Source organism: Pedobacter cryoconitis, assembly GCF_001590605.1.
Taxonomy (GTDB): Bacteria; Bacteroidota; Bacteroidia; order Sphingobacteriales; family Sphingobacteriaceae; genus Pedobacter; species Pedobacter cryoconitis_A.
Window position 1 is genome coordinate 1,290,608 of sequence record NZ_CP014504.1, and the last position, 23,669, is coordinate 1,314,276.

The 23,669-nt window shown below is 36.2% G+C and carries 22 protein-coding genes and 1 tRNA gene; 17 read left to right on the plus strand and 6 right to left on the minus strand.

Annotation, left to right across the window (positions count from 1 at the left end; genetic code table 11):
• Positions 1-44 precede the first annotated feature (44 nt).
• The 9 genes from AY601_RS05500 (at position 45) to AY601_RS05540 (ending at position 9,504) form a co-directional block, all read left to right on the plus strand.
• Complete coding sequence (locus AY601_RS05500; protein ID WP_068397621.1) at positions 45-254, plus strand: hypothetical protein; 210 nt, start codon at positions 45-47, stop codon at positions 252-254.
• Positions 255-352: 98 nt separating this feature from the next.
• Entirely contained in the window at positions 353-1,471 is a 1,119-nt protein-coding gene (locus AY601_RS05505) for a BF3164 family lipoprotein (protein WP_068397624.1), read from the plus strand.
• A gap of 10 nt (positions 1,472-1,481) precedes the next feature.
• On the plus strand, positions 1,482-2,030 hold the full coding sequence (locus tag AY601_RS05510) for a hypothetical protein (protein ID WP_068397627.1): 549 nt from the start codon (positions 1,482-1,484) through the stop codon (positions 2,028-2,030).
• 6 nt (positions 2,031-2,036) lie between these two features.
• A complete protein-coding gene (lepB, locus tag AY601_RS05515) occupies positions 2,037-2,726 on the plus strand; it encodes a signal peptidase I (protein ID WP_068397633.1) in 690 nt (229 codons plus the stop codon).
• 3 nt (positions 2,727-2,729) lie between these two features.
• Positions 2,730-4,571 (plus strand): O-antigen ligase family protein, encoded by a 1,842-nt coding sequence (locus AY601_RS05520; protein WP_068397636.1) that lies wholly within the window; start codon positions 2,730-2,732, stop codon positions 4,569-4,571.
• A 120-nt stretch (positions 4,572-4,691) separates the two neighbouring features.
• Positions 4,692-5,234 (plus strand): RNA polymerase sigma factor, encoded by a 543-nt coding sequence (locus AY601_RS05525; RefSeq protein ID WP_068397639.1) that lies wholly within the window; start codon positions 4,692-4,694, stop codon positions 5,232-5,234.
• Positions 5,227-5,904, plus strand: a complete 678-nt coding sequence (locus AY601_RS05530) for a hypothetical protein (RefSeq protein WP_068397642.1) — start codon at positions 5,227-5,229, stop codon at positions 5,902-5,904. The genes AY601_RS05525 and AY601_RS05530 overlap by 8 nt, the downstream gene beginning before the upstream one ends.
• Before the next feature lie 28 nt (positions 5,905-5,932).
• A complete protein-coding gene (locus AY601_RS05535; protein ID WP_157287723.1) occupies positions 5,933-7,066 on the plus strand; it encodes a hypothetical protein in 1,134 nt (377 codons plus the stop codon).
• 11 nt (positions 7,067-7,077) lie between these two features.
• Positions 7,078-9,504: an outer membrane beta-barrel family protein gene (locus AY601_RS05540; protein WP_068397647.1), complete on the plus strand. Its 2,427-nt coding sequence runs from the start codon at positions 7,078-7,080 to the stop codon at positions 9,502-9,504.
• A gap of 270 nt (positions 9,505-9,774) precedes the next feature.
• On the opposite strand, the gene AY601_RS05545 is transcribed toward AY601_RS05540, so the two are convergent.
• Positions 9,775-9,847, minus strand: a tRNA-Lys gene (locus tag AY601_RS05545).
• Between the two features lie 74 nt (positions 9,848-9,921).
• Positions 9,922-11,835, minus strand: coding sequence for an ATP-dependent DNA helicase (locus AY601_RS05550; RefSeq protein WP_068397650.1), 1,914 nt, complete (start codon positions 11,833-11,835; stop codon positions 9,922-9,924).
• 80 nt (positions 11,836-11,915) lie between these two features.
• Between AY601_RS05550 and AY601_RS05555 the strand changes: the two genes are divergently transcribed.
• Complete coding sequence (locus AY601_RS05555; RefSeq protein WP_068397653.1) at positions 11,916-13,403, plus strand: IMP dehydrogenase; 1,488 nt, start codon at positions 11,916-11,918, stop codon at positions 13,401-13,403.
• A gap of 57 nt (positions 13,404-13,460) precedes the next feature.
• On the opposite strand, the gene AY601_RS05560 is transcribed toward AY601_RS05555, so the two are convergent.
• Positions 13,461-13,877: a carboxymuconolactone decarboxylase family protein gene (locus AY601_RS05560; RefSeq protein ID WP_068397655.1), complete on the minus strand. Its 417-nt coding sequence runs from the start codon at positions 13,875-13,877 to the stop codon at positions 13,461-13,463.
• 123 nt (positions 13,878-14,000) lie between these two features.
• Between AY601_RS05560 and AY601_RS05565 the strand changes: the two genes are divergently transcribed.
• The 4 genes from AY601_RS05565 (at position 14,001) to AY601_RS05580 (ending at position 17,125) form a co-directional block, all read left to right on the plus strand.
• A complete protein-coding gene (locus AY601_RS05565) occupies positions 14,001-14,837 on the plus strand; it encodes a helix-turn-helix domain-containing protein (RefSeq protein ID WP_068397656.1) in 837 nt (278 codons plus the stop codon).
• A gap of 111 nt (positions 14,838-14,948) precedes the next feature.
• Positions 14,949-15,539 (plus strand): Crp/Fnr family transcriptional regulator, encoded by a 591-nt coding sequence (locus tag AY601_RS05570; RefSeq protein WP_068397658.1) that lies wholly within the window; start codon positions 14,949-14,951, stop codon positions 15,537-15,539.
• 94 nt (positions 15,540-15,633) lie between these two features.
• Entirely contained in the window at positions 15,634-16,524 is an 891-nt protein-coding gene (locus AY601_RS05575; RefSeq protein WP_198163624.1) for an SDR family oxidoreductase, read from the plus strand.
• A gap of 112 nt (positions 16,525-16,636) precedes the next feature.
• On the plus strand, positions 16,637-17,125 hold the full coding sequence (locus AY601_RS05580) for a nuclear transport factor 2 family protein (RefSeq protein WP_068397660.1): 489 nt from the start codon (positions 16,637-16,639) through the stop codon (positions 17,123-17,125).
• Between the two features lie 49 nt (positions 17,126-17,174).
• Here AY601_RS05580 and AY601_RS05585 read toward each other — a convergent pair whose 3' ends face one another.
• Positions 17,175-19,697: a beta-L-arabinofuranosidase domain-containing protein gene (locus AY601_RS05585; protein ID WP_084359117.1), complete on the minus strand. Its 2,523-nt coding sequence runs from the start codon at positions 19,695-19,697 to the stop codon at positions 17,175-17,177.
• A 201-nt stretch (positions 19,698-19,898) separates the two neighbouring features.
• Between AY601_RS05585 and AY601_RS05590 the strand changes: the two genes are divergently transcribed.
• Complete coding sequence (locus tag AY601_RS05590; protein ID WP_068397663.1) at positions 19,899-20,408, plus strand: GNAT family N-acetyltransferase; 510 nt, start codon at positions 19,899-19,901, stop codon at positions 20,406-20,408.
• A 324-nt stretch (positions 20,409-20,732) separates the two neighbouring features.
• On the opposite strand, the gene AY601_RS05595 is transcribed toward AY601_RS05590, so the two are convergent.
• The gene (locus AY601_RS05595) at positions 20,733-21,335 is read right to left on the minus strand and encodes an FMN-dependent NADH-azoreductase (protein WP_068397666.1); all 603 of its coding nucleotides are present in this window, start codon (positions 21,333-21,335) and stop codon (positions 20,733-20,735) included.
• A gap of 178 nt (positions 21,336-21,513) precedes the next feature.
• On the opposite strand from AY601_RS05595, the gene AY601_RS05600 reads away from it, so the two are divergent.
• Positions 21,514-21,918 carry a winged helix-turn-helix transcriptional regulator gene (locus AY601_RS05600; RefSeq protein ID WP_232324700.1) on the plus strand — a complete coding sequence of 135 codons (405 nt, stop codon included), beginning with the start codon at positions 21,514-21,516 and terminating at the stop codon, positions 21,916-21,918.
• A gap of 225 nt (positions 21,919-22,143) precedes the next feature.
• Here AY601_RS05600 and AY601_RS05605 read toward each other — a convergent pair whose 3' ends face one another.
• Entirely contained in the window at positions 22,144-22,707 is a 564-nt protein-coding gene (locus tag AY601_RS05605) for a type 1 glutamine amidotransferase domain-containing protein (protein ID WP_068397668.1), read from the minus strand.
• A 230-nt stretch (positions 22,708-22,937) separates the two neighbouring features.
• Here AY601_RS05605 and AY601_RS05610 point away from each other — a divergent pair, with 230 nt between their 5' ends.
• Positions 22,938-23,654: a DUF3891 family protein gene (locus AY601_RS05610; RefSeq protein WP_068397670.1), complete on the plus strand. Its 717-nt coding sequence runs from the start codon at positions 22,938-22,940 to the stop codon at positions 23,652-23,654.
• Positions 23,655-23,669 lie beyond the last annotated feature (15 nt).

Below are 23,669 nucleotides of genomic sequence, written 5' to 3' on the forward strand. Positions count from 1 at the left end.
ATTAATTATTATATTTGATAGAACTAAACAATATTTTTAATATTATGAAAAAATCACAAAAAATTTTAGGCCTAACCCTTGGTGGCTTTCTTGTTGCTGTAGGATTTGCATTTTCTGGTTTATCAGCTAGTGCTTCCGATTTATCAGAATTATCGGCTAAGGCTGGTGACTATTGCACCGGATCTTCCAATACGGACTGCAGATCATCTGCAACAGGGAACATTTATCCGCACATGGAATCTTCGAATTTTTAATTATCAGATCTTTCCTAAACACTAACAGAGGGCTACATTTGAGTAGCCCTTTTGTTTAGCGCCAACTTCACACAAGAGATATGTCTAATAAATAAATAATGTTTAAATTTCAGAACAGGCAAATATTCGCACTCATCACCGCGCTTCTTTTTTTTGTCACGTCGTGCAAAAATGATGCTGATCAAAAATGGAAAGAATACAATAAAAAATACAGCCCTATTACTCAAAATGTAATTCTCTCAGACTTTCCGAAACCAGATACGATCATCTTTCGGAAAACGGGACTGAACTTCGCTGATGGGATAATCGATATGGAATTCGTCGATACTTCTCTTGTATTGTCCAGTCGAATTGATTCCTTAAATCTGATAACAATTGGTTCCAGTTCCAGCCGGGTAACTCACAAGTTGATTACTCGTGGGAAGGATAGAGATCAGTTTCTCAATGTCTCAGACATTATACTTACCGATTCGGATAAAATATTTTATGCATTTGATATCACATTAAGAAAGTTTTTCAAAATGAATATTGAGCATATTTATAAGGGCAACTATAATCCTCTCCAAGTTCTCGAATTCAATTATAAAGCGTTAAAAGGAATCAAGTCTCCAGCAGTAATTTCACCGGATACTTTTGCAGCTACCAGTTATTTTAACAGTAAGTGCCGGTATCTAATCTTTAAATCGAATGATTCTTTATACAAGGGAATCGGCGAAATGCCACCGGCAGTATCTGGATGGCCGCAAAATGAGGAAGGAGAACTAAGCGATATCAGATCAATGAGCTACAGTGCAAACCTCAAAAGAAAGCCATTTACTAAAGATATAGTTGTTGCATATACCACTATGCCGAGAATAGAAATCTATTCAAAAAATAGGCTGAACAAGGTTATAATTGGTCCTGATAATTTTGATCCTATATATAAGTTTGACAAAGAAGGATCCAGGTTCTTTCCTGTCGAGTATGATAAAACGAAATTCTCCAATGTCGGGCTCAAGGTTGACTCAAATTACATATATAGCTTATATTCTGGTAAATCAAATTTTGCCTCATCCGCCGAAAAGCTACTGATATTTGATTGGAAAGGAAAACCCAAGAAAGTTGTTAGTCTGGGATTTACGGCTAGTAATTTTGCGATCAGGCGCTTACCCGAAAATAAAATGATCATGTATATAATTGATAAAAATACAGGTGATCTCTTAAAAGGTGAAATTTAAATAAAATTCTATGAAATATTTCTTTGTAATTGCCCTGTTTATTTGCAGTTCTTGCCGTCAATCGTGCTCTAAAGATGAAGCTAAAAAAGTTATGGGAGATTGGTTTTTACGCAAAATTGAACTTCCTGAAAATATGCGTTTGATAAATTCTGAAAATGTAGATGAGAAACTGGAATTTAATATCTATACAAAAAAGTCTCATAAATATATTCTTCATTATTTCCTTGCGGACTGTGATAAATGCGTTAACGAACTTCAAGAAATTCAGAGTTATTTTAATGCACACAAAGAACAATATAAAGACACCAAATTACTTTTAATTGCCACTGGTCCAATCGATCTTTACGTAAAAGATGCAGCAAAGAAGCTAAATTTTCAATACCCCATCTATTTTGACAAAGATTATCAATCATTCAAAATTTCCAATAAACTTCCTCTTGGAGATAAGCTTTATAACACTATGCTTTTAGATGGCGATGATAAACTTTTAATTTTCGGCGCATTTTATAGCAATTCCAAGGCTGAAAAATTATATGAAGGATTAATAAGTTGTGATTAAAATAACATGAAAACCCTTAAAAGCACCACCTATTTTATTTCTATTATTTTAATCGGCTTTGTTTTATATGTATTCATTATCAAGAGGTTTTTTATTGTTTATAGAGTTGATCAACATTCTATGGAAAATACTTTGATTGATGGGGATAAGGTATTGGTTAAGCTAACAGATAACATTTCAAAAAATGATATAGTGATATTTCAATACAACAACACAGCCTTTATTAAAAGATTGATAGGAAATCCGGGCGACTCTTTATACATAAAGAATAATATTGTATATGTTAATAACCAAAATATAGTCTCCCTCTACAATTTAAAAAATGGAGCTTCAAATTCTGACAAAGACATCATGATACTCAATTCTTTTGGTAAAAGATGGACTTTAAGCAACTGGGGGCCGGTAGTTATTCCTAAAAAGGGAGTTTCGATAAAGTTGACATCCGACAATTATTCGATTTACCAACGAATAATAGAAGAAGAACAAAGGAAAAATATAAACTTCCAACAGCTTAAGGATGTGAGTTACAAATACACATTTAAACATAATTATATTTTTGTGCTTGGCGACAATAGATTGCATTCTGATGATTCAAGGCTATTTGGGTTTATTCCAACTGCTAACATCATTGGAAAAACCAATTTGGTACTCTTTTCAATGAGCGACATTTCACGTATTTTCAAGACAATTAAATAAGAGATGAGTATCAGACATGCGAAAATAAGTTGGGATGTGTTTTTAACCCTGCAATTGATATTTCTAAATATTGCTCTTTTAGTGATAATAGATGGGTTGCCATTGTCGGTATTTTCAAGTAAGTATTTTGTGCTTTTTTTTTTCGCAGTCCTGACCGCTTTAACAAATTTCTATTTTTTTTTTAGATTTTCGATGGTCTTCAATAAGTTAGATGCGGCGGTTTTGGTGCTCATACTATACTTAGTAATTACGAATTTTCATTTGCCAATGCCTGAGCTGGTAGAAAACAAGAAATTGATAATTTTTTGCAATTCTGTATCAATTTATTTTTCACTTCGATTGCTCAATCTTTCGAATTTCACATTTAATCCAAGGTTATGGATATTAGCTTCTGTTTTTGTTTATTCAATTACAAATTGTGTCCTTGTATTCCTTCAAAAACTTGGATATGCTTCCTCCAATAACCCCTCCTTTAAAGCTACCGGGACATTTTTTCATCCAGCTCCTCTCGCAGGATATCTAAGTGTCATCTTACCTCTATCCATTTATACATTCTACGTCTTAGGTTTTCAAATAAATGGTCCTAAAAGATCACTTTTGGGAATAATGAAGTATTTGTCGTTGGTAACATGTACTTTCATCATCCTCACACTCCCATCACTACATTCCCGGGCAGCAACAATTAGCAGTATAGCAGGAATTGCGTTTATCTTTTTAGTACTATATAAGGGGAAATTTTTGAATCTACCTGGAAAGGCAAAAATAATCATAGTGGCAACTTCGATAGTAATTTTCAGTGGATTTTTATTTGCCCTTTGTTATATCAGGATTGACTCGGCTAAAGGCAGGATGCTCGTATGGAAAATATCTACCAAAATGATCTGTGATAAACCAGTATTTGGGCACGGTTTAGATTCATTTAAAGCTGAGTATCCAAAGTATCAGATGAGTTACTTTCAGCAGCAAAACTTTAATAATGCTAATGAAATTGTGCTATCTGATGAGGTAACAATGCCGTTTAATGAATTAATACAATTAGTTGCAGAAATTGGGTTTGTGGGCTTGTTTTTAATTTCTTTGGTTTTTGTCTGCGTATACACTTCTAAAAGTCCAGTACCATACGCACTAAATCCTATTACACCGCTATTCAGGTTAGGCATCAAGTCTTCCATTTTTAGCTTTATAGTGTTTTCATTATTTTCTTACCCCTTTTCGGTTGTGGAGTTGACTGTACTCTTCTTTATCCTTTTAGGTCTGCTTATTTCTGACGCAGAGGTTAGCCTCGATTCATATACCAATTCAAAAGCACAGTTTGTACTAAAAACATCCTTTGTATTGCTTAGCTTTTTTATTTTTACCATGACAAAACCAATATTGGATCAGTACAAGGGTTATAAGCTATGGTACAAGGCCTTAAGCACAAATTCTTCCTTAGCGGCGAATTCTTCATTTAATCAGGCATATCAAATATTGAGAAAAAATGCAGTCTTCATATCCAGTTATGGAAAGTTTTTTATTGCACAGGGCAACTATAACAAAACGGTAGAAATATTAAGTAAGAAACCAGCCAAAACTTATAGTGATATGATGTTACTCGGGGATAGTTATTCTAGTCAAAGATTGAATCCGCTAGCGATAAAAACATATTGGGAAGCCTATTTTCTTCTTCCTCATAAGTTTCTCCCACTGGCTAACCTGCTTGATATTTATCTAAATGAACATAATGACATCATGGTCAAAAAAGTAGCTAAACAGATAATAATGAAAAAGGTAAAATTGCCTTCCAAAGAAGTAGATGCTATACGTCAAAAAGCAATGTCGATCTGTTTTCCAAAACAAAAATAAATCTCCACTGAAAGCATCTTTTACAATACTATTTCAGCTTTCTAAAAAAATATTATTTTTTTCCTTACAACTTTTTGTAAAAAGTGACTCTTTATTATAAACCCCAAAAGCAAAGAACTCTTGAATGTTGAAGATTACGTAAAAAGCGCACAGAACGGTGATGAAATATCACTTGGAGTTTTGTATAAGTTATATTCTAAAGCGATGCTTAATACTTCTATTAGAATACTTAAAGAGCGTCATCAAGCCGAAGATGTAATGCAGGATGCATTTATTAACGCTTTTCGAAATATTGGCAAATTAAAGGATCCCAAAAGTTTTGGGGGATGGTTAAAAAGGATTACGATTAATGAGTCTTTAAAGCATATTAAGAAATCTTTTTTATGGGTTGAGGTTTCTGAAGAAATGGATATACAGGTAGATAGTGATGCCATCGAGGATGAATGGTGGAAAGATTTTGAATTCACAGAGCTCCTTAACCTTATTGACATTCTTCCAAGTGGATGCAGACTAATTTTTAATCTATTTGCTATAGAGAGTTTGAGCCATAAACAGATCTCTGATAGATTGAATATTTCGGAATCCACGAGTAAAACACAGTATAGAAGAGCGAAGCAAATGCTTCGTAATATGGCATTATCACAAAGGAAAATAGATGGATAAGTTAAAAGAATATTTACAGAATAACAGAGACAAGCTAGATATATATAAACCTGATGGTATCGAGTTTGAAAAGATATTATCGGAGGTAAAAGGACAACCTAAACCTCCAAAAATAAAACGATACTGGTGGATTGGGATTGCGGCATCTATCGTTCTGGGTTTGATCATATCTCACATAGCATATAAAAATGACCCAAGAAATGTAATAAGGGAGAAAGAGGTTGCCACGATAAGCCAGCGTAAGATTGTCGCGAAAGATTCGGTTGTCAAATATGAAGAACAATCTACTGTAAATGAAAATGCACCCTTAGCGCATAAAGTAGATCATACCGAAAATATATTAGCTGGAGTAAACAAAGAAAAGAAAAGTAACGATGTCCAGCTCAAGAAAGTCAAAGAAATAGACAGCATAAACTTGGTTTACAAGAAAATCATAAACAAATATCTTATTGATATTAATCGCGTTCTGGCTTCTGACCAAGTTGAACTTAAAGAAGTCAATAGACAGCTTCAGGAGATGGAATTAGATGAAGAAAAAATTCGTGGACTAATTCGTGAATTTGGTCCAAAGGAAAATCTCATAGAGGCAATGATACGGTTAAACCAACAAAAGATTATTTATTTAAAACGTGTTTACCAACCGCTAGTCAAAAGAGAAAAATTTCTGTAAATAATTTCAAATAATAAACTCAAAGGATATGAAACACTTACTGTTATTGCTATTAACAATGATTTATCTATGTAAGATGCCTGCAAAAGGTCAGACTACGACATTATATCGGAATGGAGCCAGTTCAAGCTATGATACCAAAGATAAATATGTTAACGTGAAGAAAAGCTTTAGAATCGGAAAAAAAGTTGATTTGAAAATTATAAAAAATAAATTCAGGAATATTGAAATCCGGCAAGGCGGCACGGACTCATTAACCATAGTAGCAAAGATTCGCTTAGACAACTCTAAATCAATAGATGAACGGGGATTATGGGAAAAAGCAAAAATTCGAACACGAACTGAAGGGTCTATTTTTTTCATTGAACCTATACTGACTCCTGACAAGATTCCAGCGGAGGGAGGTGCGACGACATTGAAAAGCGGTGATAGTAACGTGCTTTTTAACAGAAGTTTGAGGAAGAATGTTTCGGAAGAATCTATAATTATATACCTACCAAATACTAGTAACATATCAATTGACAGTGAGTTCTCAGATATAGTTGTGTCAAGCGGGTTTAAAGATATCGATCTTGTTTGCAACAACTGTTTTATAAATATTCCTACTATCCGAAAAGTTAATGCCAATCTGAAATATTCTGATCTTATTATAGAAGAAGTGGATTCCGCTAAACTAGATGTAAAACTTGGTACGCTGAATGTACAAAAAAGCCGTGCCATTGATGTTATTTCTAACATTACAGAAATTAAGCTCGGTCAGATTAAGTTTATGAAGTTGAGCAGCATCAATGATGAGATTGAGATTGATTCTGTAGATTTTTTTTTATGCAACAAAAAGAATGGATATCTACGAATAAAAAAGTTAGGTACTAATTTCACATTCGCCGGAATAGGATCTGATTTAACCATTGAAAGAATCAGCCCCGTCTTGAAAAAATTTGATCTAAAAAACGAATTCGCTAAGGTAGATATTTCTCTGGGTGATCTGTCAAATTATCAGGTTGAACATAGTGGTAAATTCTCAACTTTATATGCTCCTTTTCAGTTTCAGAAAGTTAAAAGAGGAAGCAAGGAATCAGATCTTTATCAATCTCCAGGTAGCAAAAATAGCAGCGTGGCGATTAATCTTGATTGTAATAATTGTAAAATTTTCCTCAAATAACCTTCAATCAGATGAATCGAATTATACTGTTTATCTTAATAAATTGCTTCTTTTTATCTGTAAAAGCTTCAGATATATGCAAAATTAATGGTCACTTAGCAGACAGTACGTCAAAAGTTTCAGTGAATAACGCTCTCCTCAATATTCGGAATGAACAAGGAGATTTGATACAAGTCACGAAAACGGATAATAATGGAAACTTTTACTTTACTTCTGAAAAGCATTCAAACTTAAAAATCGAGATTATAGCTTTAGGATTCTTATCTAAAACAATAAAAATCAGTAATCAGCAAGTGGCTGGCGATAGTTTAAATATTGGAGATGTATTTCTACATGCAATTGAAAAAGTGCTCCAGGAAGTGGTAATCACCGAACGCAAAAAACTCATCACCCAAGAAATAGGGAAAATTATTTATAATGTGCAGGGAGATCCGGAAAGCCGATCACAAAATATGTTTGAGATGCTGAGAAAAGTGCCACTTATTTCTGTAAGTGCAGAGGATGAGATTATTATGGCCGGAAAGGGAAATTTCAAAGTTCTCATTAACGGAAGAACATCGGCATTAACAGTAGGTAAACCAAGTGATATTTTTAAGTCCTTGCCTGCTCGTCTGGTTCAAAGAATTGAAGTCATTACTCAACCGCCGGCTAAATATGACGGTGAAGGAATTGGTGGAATAATCAACGTGATTATGGATCAAAAGTTGATATACGGCTATTTGGGCGGATTAAATTTTGGACTGGGTAAAATGAATTCGAATACAAGCGGAAACTTTGCAATTAGGTCAAATAAGATTTCTGTCTCTACCTTTCTGAACGGATTTTGGGAGTATCCCCCCAATAGTACATCATCCAGTATTATAAGAAGCGGTTTACAAGAAAGTAACAGTATTTACCAGAACGGTGGTATGAAAAATCGTGCAAATTCCAAAGTAGGAGCATTTACTATAGGATATGAAATTGATACCCTCAATCTTGTACTTATGGGAGCTAGTCTAAAAAAAGGCTACAATGATATCGTAAATCAGTTATCAACGTCTATTTTAAACTTTAATTCAAATAACAAATCATTTTTGACCGATAATTATTTTAAATCAAATAGTTCTGGTGGCTCAATTGATCTGAATTACGAACGAGGGTTCAAGAAGAGTAAGCAGCAGCTATTGACATTTTCATTGAATTATAACAAATCATCCAACAAACAGATTGGAGAAAATTTTTACAGTAATAAAATCAATTTTGACAATAACAATTTCTATCAAATAAACAATTCAGATTTAGAAGAAAAGGTTGCACAGATTGATTATGTGCATCCCATAAAATCTATTGAAATATCAGTTGGAGCTAAATTTACTTCTCGAGATGGTGAAAGCGAATTTTACCCTTCGCTTCCTGTTGGTAGTGATAATTTCAAGGATCTTGAAGGAAACAGATTTATCAATAAACAAGAGATATTTGCGCTCTATAACTCCTATAACATAAAAATTAAAGATTGGGGGATTTCAGTAGGAGCTAGGCTTGAAGGAACAAATAACAAGGCTGACTTTTATTCGACAGAAACCCAACTAGATCAAAGTTATCATAATTTAATCCCATCTGTTTTGTTTTTAAGAAAATTCAATAATACAGCGAGTCTGAACTTTGGATATACTCAAAGAGTTCAAAGGCCGGATATCAATCTCATGAACCCTTTTGTTAATAAGTCTGATCCTACATTTTATTTTACAGGAAACCCTTATTTAGCTCCTGTAACTAATCATACTTTCTCTTTAGGATACAGTTGGTTTAAAAAAGGATTTATAAACATTGGCACGTCCTATTCGTTTGCAAGGAATACGATACAACGTGTTATTGAATTACATTCCGATAGTATCAATTATTCAACCTACTATAATATCGGCAAAGACAAACGTCTTGATATAAACCTTAATGTTAATTATCCAATTTCCAATGTACTAAATATTTCTCTTAGCGGAACTGCAACGTACGCTGATATCAATGGAAGTGTAAGTGGTACAATGTACACGAATAATGGTATGCAGGGAAACGCCTATATGTACCTTAGTTATACCTTGAAGGACATTGCCCGTTTATCTGGGAACTTAGGATTTTATAGCCCAACAGTAATCTTACAAGGTAGCTCTCAAGGTTATCTTTACTCGTCTTTCTCAGCGGCCAAACAGATTTTTAAAAATAAAGTTACCCTTTCCACATCTGTAAGCAATCCTTTTCAAAAATACAGAACTGTAGAAAACCGGATAAAATCTCCTGACTTTGAGCAAACACATATTTATAAAAATTATTTCAGAAACTATTCTTTTAGTATAAGCTATAATTTCGGGAAATTAGACAAACCAATAAAGAAAAACAAGAAAGGGATAAAAAATGATGATAAAATTGAGAAAACAGAAAAAGCTGAAAAAGGGGGTACGCTATAGATCCGGACTTACCTAATCTTCTTTTCCAATGGCAATTCCACTACAACTGGCTAAGATCACATAGCTCATTGAATGGTCGTGCTCCAATTCAGGTAGTAACAGAATTATCAAATAAACACCTCTATGGGCTATCAGCGGTTATTGCAGCTCCGTCCATTTAGCGCACATTTTATATGCGATTTCGTGCATATTTTGCTATAATCCGTAAAAGCAAAAACCCTGCAATCATTTGATTTGCAGGGTTTTAATTCTCTTCGATATTGTTTCTTGTGATCCCGCTGGGATTCGAACCCAGGACCACTACATTAAAAGTGTAATGCTCTACCAGCTGAGCTACGGAATCATTCTCCTTGTTTAAGGAGGTGCGAAGATAGAAAATAAATATTAATATACACTATACTTCATAAAAAAACAACGTTAAAATAACTGCAACGTCGTAGACTGCTGATTTCCAGACGATGTTTTTGTCTTTACACTGGCCTTTGCATGATGTTCTGTGATCCAGGAAACATAATTTTCAACCTTAATTGGCTCTTTTAACAAACCTGTCGCTAACTGTAACATAGCAATCCGGTGTTCAATTACCGGTCTGTACTTCTGGAAAAGGTGTTGCAGCTCTTGCTGAACTTTATTTTTCGGCTTAATCCTGATATTTTTATTCACAGGGTTTAAAACCTGTAAATTAATCTCCTTTGTGAAATAAGTTGCTGCAGATTCAATTCTTTCCTGTAAAGCCGGCAAATCATTAAAACCAGTTTGCTTATGTAAATTGATAACCTGAACCTGAAAACGGTCAGCCAAAACAATCAGGTTTTTAATTGACTTTCTAAGCTGAGAAAATAATACCGCATATTCTGGAATGTTTGACCTGACAATTTCAGGGCGGGAGGTAACCACTTCCAGCTCACTCAGCAGTTTATTCAATGAAAAGTGGTTCAGAACAAGCTGAAGTATAAATGCCTGCTGTCCGCTCACCAAAAGGTCATCCAGCTCCTCATCCTGCACAGACTTCATATAATTGATAACTTCTGTATTTAATCTTAAACTTTCCGTGCTAATCTTTGATTTCAAAATCAAACCATTCAGCGTCCTTACACGACTCAAAGCCACATATACCTGTCCGGCTATAAATGACTTTCCCGCATCAATTATAGCATGATCAAAAGTTAAACCCTGACTTTTATGTATCGTTACTGCCCAGGCCAGTTTAATCGGATACTGAGAAAATTCACCAACCTTCTGCTGTACAATAATCTCTTCAGTATCTGTTTTATATTCAAAAGATTGCCATGAAGTCTTCTCCAACAACAGATCGTCTTCATGAGGGAAGGAAATATAGATCTCCCCATCTTTAACAGACTTTATTTTCCCAATCTTTCCATTATAAAACTTTCTATTGTCCCCGGTATCATTCTTAATGAACATGACTTGTGCACCTTCCTTTAATTTCAGCGTTTGTTCTGCTTGTAGACCTGCATCTCTGAACTCACCGCTGGTCTCAGCCATAAAAGTATACTCTTCGCCAGGAAGTTCATCTAATTTCGCTTTATTAACGGTATTAGCTTCTGCATTATGCGAAGTGATAATTATCGGGCTAAATTCATCCGTTGCAAGAAAATCCGGATCATATCTTTGATTAAGCAAAGCCAAATCGGCTTCAGTAATCTGATTGTTCCTGATACTATTTAGAATATTGACGAATTCTGGTTCAGTCTGCCTGAATACTGTAGTTAATTCTATCTGTAATAGCGGATTTCTGCGAATAACATATCCCTCAAAAAAATAGGGGGAAGCATAAGCCCTGCTCAAAAATGCCCATTCTTCTCTTTTAGTTACCGGAGGTAATTGATACAAATCACCTATCAATAGCAGCTGTACACCACCAAAAGGAATATTATTTTTTCTTACTGAACGCAGGATGGCATCAATCATATCCATTAAATCACAACGGACCATAGAGATCTCATCGATAATCAATAATTCTAATTCATTAAATAGCGCTGTCTTTTCTCTATTGTAACTTAAATCATTGACCATAGATTCAATAGAGGTAATACCCAATTGTAAATCTTCCAGACCAATTTCGCCGGGGAAAAAAGAACCAGCAGGTAATTGAAAAAAAGAATTGATTGTTGTGCCTTTAGCATTCATCGCAGCCACACCTGTAGGAGCCACCACCACCATTTTTTTTGAACTCTCTTCTTTTATTCTTTTAAGAAGTGTAGTCTTTCCAGTTCCAGCTTTTCCAGTAAGAAAAATGTTCTGATTAGTGTATTCAATAAATGATAATACCTTGTCGAAAATTGAATTAGAAGGCCCGCCGTTACTCATTCCGCAAATTTAACCGATTAATTACAAAATGCTAACGTAAATTTCTGTGTTTTTTTCCATTAAAGAGTCTATCTTTGCAAATGGCAAAATACTTAAAAGAAACCTCGAGAACTTTCAGCGAATTTCTCCTAATACCAGGACTAACATCTTTTGACTGCGTACCTGATAATGTATCCTTAAAAACCTCACTGGTTAAATACCGGAAAGGTGAAAAATCAACAATAGAACTTAATATACCTTTCGTGTCTGCAATTATGCAGTCAGTTTCTGATGATCAGATGGCTATTGCTTTGGCAAAAAATGGCGGCTTATCCTTTGTATTTGGATCTCAAACTATCCAAAAACAAGTAGAAATGATTGAAAAGGTTAAACAACATAAATCTGGCTTCGTAATTAGTACAGCTAATCTGATCGCAGAAAATACATTAAAAGATGTTATTGCTTTAAAAGCGAAAACGGGCCATTCAACTATTGCTATCACCGATAATGGTACAGCAAATGGTAAGCTGGTTGGTATTGTTACTGGCAGAGATTATAGGATTGGTACAGATCTGATGGATAAGAAAGTCAAAGAATTCATGACTCCATTTTCAAAACTGATTACCGCAAAAGTTGGTATTACTTTAAGCGAAGCCAATAGCATCATCTGGGAACATAAGTTAAACAGCCTGCCTGTAGTTGATGAAGATAATAACTTCAAGTTTTTTGTTTTCAGAAAAGATTATGATAACCATAAAGACAATCCTTTAGAACTATCTGACGAGACTAAGAAACTAATCGTAGGGGCTGGGATCAACACCAGAGATTACAAAGACAGAGTTCCTGCATTGGTGAATGCCGGTGTAGATGTTTTATGTATTGATTCATCTGATGGATATTCTGAATGGCAAAAAGCAACTTTGGAATATATTAAAGCAGAATATGGTGACAGTGTTAAAGTTGGTGCTGGAAATGTGGTTGACAAAGAAGGGTTTTTATACCTTGTTGAAGCAGGTGCCGATTTTGTGAAAGTTGGCGTTGGAGGTGGTTCGATCTGTATCACCAGAGAAACAAAAGGAATAGGCAGAGGACAAGCAACTGCTTTAATTGAAATTGCTGAAGCAAGGGATCAATATCTCAAAGAAACAGGAATCTATATTCCAATCTGTTCGGATGGTGGAATAGCTCAGGATTACCATATGGCAATTGCACTGGCTATGGGAGCTGATTTTATTATGATGGGAAGATATTTTGCCAGATTTGATGAAAGTCCTACCCATAAAGTATTAGTTAATGGTAATTACATGAAAGAATACTGGGGCGAAGGCTCTAACCGGGCCAGAAACTGGGAACGTTATGATATGGGCGGTTCTACAGGATTAAAATTTGAAGAAGGTGTTGATAGCTATGTTCCTTACGCCGGATCTTTAAAAGATAATTTAGAGGTTACAGTTGGAAAAATTAAATCAACTATGTGCAGCTGCGGATTTACCAGCATCGCGAAGTTTAAAGAAGATGCGAAACTTACCTTAGTTTCTTCTGTAAGCATTGTAGAAGGTGGAGCGCATGATGTGCTGGTTAGAGAATAAACTGATGCATAGTATTCAAGGTGCCGGTCTTGTACCTTGAATACTGATTTATAATACTTAATGCTGGTCGCCGAGTGTAATCCTAAGACGGTTCAACGCATTCATTAGCGAAATACTGGCGGTAAGATCTACTAATTCTTTTTCGCTGAAATGAACCTCCAGCTGAGATTTTAATTCCTGAAGATCAGGCTGCATCCTGGTAATTGATTCAGCCCATTGAAGTACCAATTTCTGTCTTTTATCAAAAACTGATGCATGTTTCCAGCCAGGCAGCTGATCAATAATATTTTGCGCCATACCCGACTCGCGCAATTCATTCGAGTGAAAACTACAGCAATACGCACAGCCATTTAACTGTGATACATATAATTCTGCCAGAATAATCAACTGGCCGTCTATTTCCGATTTTCTTATACTTTGATGAGATTTATATAAATAGCCTATGGTCTCTTTTGATATTTCCTGATAATTCATTTGATCTTTTTTATACAGCAAAAGTAGGACGGGAGTTTTTCTGGAGATGGTAAATAAGATTGAAAAAACAGTAATATCATTGGATCTTGCTTCAAAAAGTAAATGAATAGCTAGTTTTGCAGCATGGATTTTCTACATGACAGCTTTGCTTTAGAGATCGCCAGTTATGCAGAATGGCAGGAGAGGAGCAGGACTAACAATTTTTTCGAACTGGTCTATATACTAGAAGGAAAAGGTTTACAAAGTGTAAATCACATTCAGTTGCCATTTCATGAAAATGATATTCATCTGCTGCCTGCTGCAAAATGTTATAAATATTTGATTGAAGAATCTACACGTTTTCTATTTGTACGTTTTACAAGCAGTTATTTTGTCCCTCTATCAAATGATCAAGTGGATTATAGTTCATGGTTTAGCCGTTTAAATTTTATTCTGGCTAATCATCACCATCATCCTGGTGAGCTTATCCAGGATTTAGGAGATAGAACTCAAGTTAAAAAATTACTCGATGCCGTACTTTATGAGTATGAAAAGAAAGATATTTGTTCTGCTTTTATTATAAGAACGACATTGGTATCTATTCTGGCGATTCTTTCCCGTAATGCGCAGAAAAGAGTTTTGGATGGGAAGATGATCAGTGATTCCAAATTTGCAGATCTTTTAAGCTTTGTTAATTTCCATATTACCAATAAGAACAGGATCACTGTAGATTATCTTTCTGAACATTTTGGTATTTCGGCAACTTATTTTAGTGAATATTTCAGGCGAAATTCAGGAGAAAGTTACAAGGATTATGTATTGAAATCCAAACTTAAAATTGCAGAATCCAGGGTAGTTTATACCACGACTTCCATCAAAGAAATTGCATGGGAACTGGGATTTACTGACAGCAGCCACTTGAATAAAATGATGAAAAGACATTATGGAAAAGGAATGCTGCAACTAAGAAAGGGGCGCTGAGAAATGATTTGTTCATAGCAAATTAAAGTTGATGCATCTATCACAAGTATGGCTGCTGAAATTTATATTTAATTCTACCTTGTAGATGGGGGTTTTTATATATAATTGTAAATGTTTGACATTTTCTTCGCTCATATTCTGGCAAAAGTATCACTAACCGAAGCGGAGAAGGCAACTGTAGAAAGTTTTTTTACCCCCAAAAAGCTTCGGAAAAAACAGTATTTACTTCAGGAAGGGGAGGTGTGTAAATACATGTCATTTGTAGTCAAAGGTTTGCTCAGGTCTTACAATGTTGATGAAAAAGGTGATGAGCATATGAGTATGTTTGCATGGGAAGGCTGGTGGATTTCAGATATGAGCAGTTTCTTCTCTGGTGAAAAAGCTGTCTTCAACATAGATGCCATAGAAAATGCTGAACTTTTGACAATCACCCACACCGCTTTTGAAGAAATGACATTAAAAGTCCCGGTAATGGACCGTTATTTTCGTATCCTTTTTCAAAATAGTCTGGTTACTAAAGAGCGAAGATTAATCAGCTCTATTACAGACGCAGCAGAAGAAAAATATATCAGGTTAACGGAATACAGTCCGGAAATCATTCAAAGAATTCCTCAGAATCTGATTGCATCTTACCTGGGAATCACTCCTGAAACTTTAAGCCGTATCAAGAAGAAGATTGCATTGTGCAATAACCAGGATTGATATAGATCAAGTCAATTTCTTGTTTTAAGTCAACTGTTAATCTTATCAGGTAAGCTATCTTTGTATACAGATAGTTAACCTTATAAGACATCTCATGCTGAATAAAACAATCCCAAAAATATTAATTACCGGGGCAACCGGACAGGTTGGTCGTAAAACAATCAATTTTCTCCTGTCAAATAAAGAAATAGAACTGGTGGCAGCGGTACGTTCCCCAGAGAAAGCAGCCGCGTTCACAGCTAAAGGGATTGCTACAGTTATCCTTGATTTTGATGACGAAAGTACGCATCTGACTGCTCTTAAAGATATTGATCGTATTTTGATAGTTACCGGTTACACCGTTGATATGTTACGTCAAAGTAAGGCTTTACTGGACAATGCTAAAGAGGCAGGCGTAAAGCATGTCGTACATCTGGGGGCATGTGGTCGTGATGATACTACTGTTGCACATTGGGCATGGCACCAGTTGATAGAAAGATATATTGAGTGGTCTGGATTTTCTTATACGCATTTACGTCCCGAAACTTTTATGCAGAATGTATTGAGTTATGGAGGTAAAAGAGCTATCGAAAATGGTGTAATTCATGCTTATGTTGAGGGTGCACGACTGAGCTGGGTTGACGTGGATGATGTAGCACAAGTTGCCGCTTTGGCTTTGGCTTATCCCGAAGTGCATGGGGGGCAAACTTACAGGTTGGGTTATGATGCGATAACTTTTGATGAAATGGCTGGATTGATGACTTCTATCGTTGGAAAACCTTTTTACTATGAGCCGCTTTCTCCTGAAATCTTCTTGCAACAAATGAAGGATTCTGGTGCAGAAATGGCTTATATGGGTTGTGTATACGACCATTGGAAAAGGTATGCTGCTGGCACTATTCCCGGTGCTGATGATACTTTTGATAACTTCTTTGATATTACAGGAAAACAACCTGTGAAATGGATTGATTTTATTGAAAAGCACAAGGCTGAGTTTGATTATTAAAATAACTAAATGGGCTTTTATAGGATCTGAAGCCAAATAAAGATGGCTTCAGATCTTCCTTTAATTTACTTGTAACTTTTGATTTAGAAGTTACTCTAAAAATAAAAGGAATATGAAATCTTTATATAACTATGCTGTTCTGGCGACATTGAGTGTTATAGCCGTTTTGCCCGCAGCCGCCCAACATCAAAATAATGGAGTCCAGCATGGCGACTCGTTATATCAAACAGTATCCAGATTGGATAGTACCATGTTTTCAGCTTATAATAAACGTGATTTGGAAACTTTTATGAGCCATTTTTCTCCAGATCTTGAATTTTATGACGACAGAGGTGGTTTATCCGACTATGCACATAATTTAGCTGCATTTAAAAGGAATTTCACAGATCCTGCTCACTCTTCAAGACGTGAATTGGTTAAGGGAAGTCTGGTCGTTTATCGTTTAGGCAATTTCGGTGCATTAGCTATTGGAGTTCACAAATTTTATGGCACTGTTAATGGCAAGGAAGAATTAGAAGCTACTGCAAAGTTTACTGAAGTTTGGGAAAACAAGAATGGAAAATGGCAAATAAAACGGGAAATGAGCTATGATCACAGGTAAGCTGAGTTAGCCAGGATCGTATTTCTAACCTGTAAGTTTAATTGGTTTTTTATAGCTCCTTAACCAGTAAATCATCAATGGTTGCTATTGCATCATAGGCTCTGACTCCAACAGTACCACTTTTAAACGTAGTATCTGTCACAGAAATTAAGGGTTCCGCAGTTTTATTAAAGTATATTTTAATAGAACTGCCTTTTGCCTCTATCCTGACCTTATAAGGTATTCCGATTTCCAATTTTTCGTCTTTTGATGCCAGTAAAATCCATTTCTGATCAATTGATTTACCTAATTCCACTTTTCCTGAAGATGCATCAATTCCTAAATAGTAACCATGATAGGCATCAGCGCCGATAACCTGATCGCTGACTCTGAATAATAATCCTGCATTACCACCCTTTGAATCAAGCCTGATTAATGCTTCGTAACTCAGATCTTCAAACAATGTACCGCTTGCAATCGCTTTTGACCCATGTATCCCATATCCCCACGAGCCTTTATTGGAAGCAGAATGAAATGCTCCATCCTTAATAAACCAGCTTCCGCCATAAATCAACCAGTCCTTAAGGGTTGCCTTGTTGAAATCTTCTTTAAACTGTTTGCCTGAACTTTTGGGAATACCAATAACAGGGAAATTACTGATCCTGATGTTTTCACTTCCAAACGGTGTAAGTGTAATTTCTTCTGTTGGTTCTGATGAGGCAACCGGGCTGGCTGGTACTTCTAAAGCATGCATTTGGTTATAAGCTAATGTCCATGCAGGTATCTTTTTAGCTGAAACTTTAAGTTTAACAGGAGTAGTGGCCTTGATAAATGGATTCTCCGGCATGGCAGTCTTTTGAACTTTTATTGCGCCTGCAAGATCATCGCGGTTAATAACTAATCCGTAATTCCAGGCAGAAGCAGCAGACACCTCATAATCGAAAAAACCGTTTACCGGATGTGTTTTAATACTATCATATTTCGCATCTGGTTGCAATGCATATACGATCGGGCCGCGTTCTACGGTTACAGAATTATTTACCTGATCAGTTAGGTACACTTCCATAGGGAAGTTAAGCAAAACCTGGTCCTGGGTATTCCATGTTCTGTTAATTGTATAAATCTGACCAGTTTTAACACCGGCTGCTTTTTTGCCATTAATGATAATCTGCGGATTTTTGCACCATGCCGGAACCCTTAACTTTAAGGGAAAAGAAGCCCTTTTTGCCAACTCTATTTTAATTCTTATTTTTTCCTCAAACGGATAGTCCGTTATAACCTGAAGCTTAACAGGGACTGAGTTTGCAACAAAAGCATTGACTTCAACTGGTGCATAAGCAATAACTGCCAGGCCTTTATCCGGAGTTGCTGTCCAGCTGTTTTTTACAAAATAAGGCCAGCCCATGTGCATATTATACCTGCAACAACCCATGCCTGAATACGGACTTAAAAGCAGTGCCCCATCATAATCCTCATCAAAGCCGGAATTTCCATGTTTACAAACTACCTGATTTGGCTGGGTATAATATAAATGAGATTTGATATCCCTGCTAAACTGTGCCGGCAATGTATTAAAAGCAATCTTTTCCAGTCTGTCTCCCAATTGTGCATCATGAACTATTCTTGCTGCGGTTTCCAGACTTTGCATCCATTCTACTACGGTACAGGTTTCAGTTCCTTGAAAAGAACTCTTTCCTGCCAGAAATTCAGTTCCGGACGCAATTCCTGAGGCCTGGCCATGATCTCTTATCAAATGAGCAATTCCTTTTTCAGTAGCCTCCCTGTAAAAAGTGGTCTGTTCAAATTGTGAATAGACCACTGGAAATTTAAGGGCCTGACCTACACTGACACTGTGTTTGGTATGGAAATCGTCACCATAAAAATAAAATTGATTGTTGGTGTAAATTGCTGCCCACGGATAAGCTTGCGATTTTAGTTTTTCGGCGAGTGTTAATAGTGATTTCTCCCCAGTTATATTGTAAAGCCAGAATACAATTTCTATAGTATCGCCTGTCCTCGATTTACTCCATTCCGTTAGCGGTTTTTTATCCAGATTGTTGAGCTGATATCTGAAATATCTGGTAAAAAAATCAATTACCCTTTTGTCATTAGTAGCCTCATAATAACTTTGTATCGCATACATCATTGGCATCCGGGGCCACCAATCTTTCATTTTTACAGGGCCGAATGCACCATTAGGTTGTTGATGCGTTAGCGTCCAGTTTATCCATTTTTGCGCCTTTTTCTTTAACATTGCATCATCCAGCGTATAAGCGAGCGCGACCAGACCTTTTACATAATAGGGGGCACGTTCCCAGCTTTCACCTTTGCCGCCAAGCCAGTCAGAATCTGCGCCAAGATTGGAAGCTTCCGGATAAAGTTCTTCAGCATGTCCTGTTGCTCCGTCTTTTTGCAGTTCCAGTTGTTTCAATAACCAGCCTTTAGCTTTGATGCTGCCTAGTGGGAGTTGTACGTAGCTAGCTGCTTCAAGAGGAGCACGGTTATAATGATACGGTGATTCCTTTTTATTTTGCGCAATAAGCATTGAAGGAACCAGAGCAAGTGCTAAGATTATAGATTTACTGACGTTCATGTTTATAAATGGCTATGCGATCTGAAAAGCAAGTTTAGTATAAATAATATACGTTTTACTGTCTGGACTATAAATTGATACGATATGAAGAAATTTTGAAATAATTGATAGCTGAATCCTGAAAAAAGAAGCTGTCAGTTCATTTATAGTACATGAAATGTCGTTATTTGTAAATATTGACTGGTGATTGAACTTTTGATAATGAAAAGTAACACAAAAAATAATTATTCTCTGCAGCGTCTCCTTCCGGCTCAATGGGAGGATTATAAATCGATAAGACTAGAAGCATTGCAAACTAATCCTGCTATGTTTGGTAGCAGTTACCTGAAGGAGTCTGCCTATAGTCAGGGTGAGTGGGTGTCTTTTTTAGAAAATGATAAACGTGCTATATTTGCTTTGTATGCTATGGAAGCGTTAATCGGTCTGACCGGCGTGATCCTGGATAAAGATGAGGCAACAAATGCGGTTTTATTTGCCTCTTTCATTAAGCCAGAATACCGTGGTAAAGGCCTGACGAAATTATTTTATCAAGCCCGGATTGATTGGGCGCAATCAAAAAACTGTAAGTTAATTACGGTCTCTCACAGAGCTGGTAATGAGATTTCCAAAGCTGCAAATCAACGTTTTGGCTTTAAATATGTGAACTCGAAAAACGTTGACTGGCCAGATGGAACCTATGCAGATGAACTTTTTTATTCTTTACAACTTTAGCGTTAAACCATGCCTAATCATCTAACACTTTTAGGTTACGGAATAAGATCTGGACTACTCGCCTAAACAGCAGCTCGTGCGAGAGAGAATTTTGACATCTCTGTCTTGCTGCAAGATGCATTGGATGAAATCAATCGTATTCAGACCAGGCAGATACTGAATGGGGCTGTGAAAACAGGCATACCGGGTTTCATCGCAAAAGATAAGTGATACTGAAAAATCAAATATTTCTTTTAGTAAAGACAAGTCAATCCGCTCTACAAAGTGCGGGCGATTTGTCTTTAAAAGTTAGATAATTCCAAGCTGGAGAATTAAAAGAAGATTTTAATCAATCTTTATGCTATCAACCGCTTTCTGCATAGCGTGTTCTTTGACTCCTGGTACTTTTAAGCCTTCAGCACGAAATACAGTCAGGTCTGTCATCCCTAAAAAACCGAGAAAAGCTTTTAAATACGGAGCAACAAAGTCATTGACTTTTCCTGGACCTTCTGAATAAACGCCACCGGAAGACATAGCCACATATACTTTTTTTCCTGTTACCATTCCAACAGGGCCATTTTCGCCATATCCAAAAGTTATTCCAGCCCTGGTAATGTGATCAATCCACGCCTTTAGTGCAGTATGGATGGTGAAATTGTAAAGCGGAGCACCAATGACAATGGTGTCTGCGGCTAATAATTGTTTAACCACCTTGTCAGAAAACCGGATAGATTCTTTTTCTTCTGCAGTCAGCTGATCTTCAGGAATAAAAAATGTGCGAAGGACGGCGGGGTTAAGGTGTGGGATTTCGATATCGACCAGGTTTACTTCTTCAAGTGTGCTGCCCGGATATTTTTTCTGGATTTTTTCGACGATAGTTTGACCCAGCTTAATGCTGTACGATTCTTTGCCTTGCAGGCTTGAAATTAAATGAAGGATACGTTTCATAAAAAATTATTTATTTAGTGATATGATCAATTGAAAATTCTGAGGCCCTTCATGTTGATGATGAAGAGGCCATTCGCTAGGATTATCAAAACAAAAGTAGGGTTACCAGGTGATCAAAGGTGAGTACTTACCTAAAGGAAAGCGGTTACATTGAGGTAATGTGATTACCTTTATGTCTATGAAAATGATTATAAATGAGCTGCTTCCGAGCAACGAAGAATGTGCTGGTTCGCTCAAAAATGTCCTTGATGCGCTATATGTCCTCAATGGAAAATGGAAGCTGGCTTTAATTCTTAGCCTGGTGCAATCATCAAAACGTTTTAACGAGATTCAGCATGCAATCCCTGAAATCTCCTCCAAGGTATTGGCTAAAGAATTAAAAGATTTGGAGTTGAATGATTTTATCAAACGTAGTGTATATCCGACTACACCGGTAAGCATTATCTATGAAGCAACAGCGTATAGCAGGACGCTGAAAAACGTGATAGGTGAATTAAGTGCCTGGGGAGAACAGCATAGAGAAAAAATTAAGCAAAGTATGCGGAAACCATCTGTCAATACTATTGGAGAACAAAAGGTGTAAAAACATGATTTGCAGAAAATATTTATTTCCTTATAATTACTATACAAATTTATTATAAGCAATATGCAACGCAGGAATTTATCCAATCTTCAGTGGCGGTTACTGCGGGTTTAGCATTAAATAGTAAATAGACAGCTCGATATTGAATATTTTAAATTAAAAAGGAAGCTATCAGTGGCTGTTCTACAATGGCCACTGATAGCTTCCTTTTTAGCTGTGATTTTTCTAAGAATGTTGTTCTTCGTGAATCCCTTCTGCAAATTCCTCCACCATTTTATCGTTAAATGCGGGAAGATCGTCAGGGCTTCTACTGGTTACAAGTCCTTCATCAACAATTACTTCTAAATCGTCCCAATGGGCACCTGCATTCACAAGGTCAACTTTTATAGTTTTTGTTGAAGTCATTTTTCTACCTTTTACAACCTCTGCTGTGATGAGTACCTGGGGAGCATGACAAATAGCTGCTACCGGTTTTCCCGCACTGAAAAATGCTTTAACAAAAGCAACAGCCTGATCGTTTTTTCTTAAGGCATCAGGATTTAATACTCCGCCAGGAATTAGTAAACCATCGTAGTCCTCAGCGCTGGCTTCGGCTATTGTTTTGTCAACATCTATTTCAATAGTCCATTCATGATCATCCTTCATCGCTTGAATCTTTCCTAACTTGGAAGAGATGATATGAACTATAGCACCTTCTTCTTTTAATCTTTGAACCGGGCTGGTCAATTCTGTTTCTTCAAAACCGCTTTCCGATAAAACGGCAATGTTTCGATTATTTAATTGTCCCATATTATTTTACTTAAGTTTATCTTTTAATTACCATAACTACAAATCCTGCCAGCAGAAAGTTTTTAAGATTATTATTTTAGAATAGTAAAGAAGGGGGATCCAGTTCCAAAAAATAGTTATGCGCTATTTTTATATAGTTTTTTTACTTCAATGCTGAATTTTCTCAATTCCGATGGATTGATTCAGTGAAACACTAAACTTTTGAGGGCTTTGTCTGTTTGCTAAATCAGATGATTGTAAATTATACAGAATCAGGATGGGAAATCATAACGCAGCGGTCACATGGATTACTGGCTGCACAGATCTGTGCGCATTGGAATAAAGCGGATCAGGGAAGATACTGGGTAGAAACAATAGTCGCTACAGCTGAACATGATGATGTTTACAACGAATTTGAAAACCAGGATCTGATTAATGCTCAAGGTGGCCCGGTAAATTTTAAGATGACAGAATTTAAAAAGGAGTATGCGTTCCGTTTGATACAGATGGCAGAAACTAAGGGTGCCTGGATCGCTTTAATGGTTTCCCGTCATATTCAATTCGTGCACGGAAAAGATCCAAAAGCCTTAACTTTTATTAATGATCTTAAAAAGCGAGAGAAGATTTGGATGAAAATATTGTCGGTTTCTCCGTCAGAAATAAGCTCAGCTTATCGTTTATTGGAATTTTGTGATGCTTTCTCTTTATTAATCTGCCAGCATGCTATTCAACCTGAACAGCGTAAAATGGACATTAGTACCGGGCCGGATAGGGTAGTTTATTCCATGTGGGAGAAGTCAGCGCAAGTAATGGAAGTTGATCCATGGCCATTTGAGATAGATAAGTTTAAGCTGAGTTATGAGTCCAGGACAATAACACAATTGTCTTTTAAGGATGTCTCTGAATTTCGTAAAATAGTTTTTGAGACTCCAGCGGTTTTGCAGGAGCTGATAATTAAAAGAGGTTAAATTTATCAAAAGGGT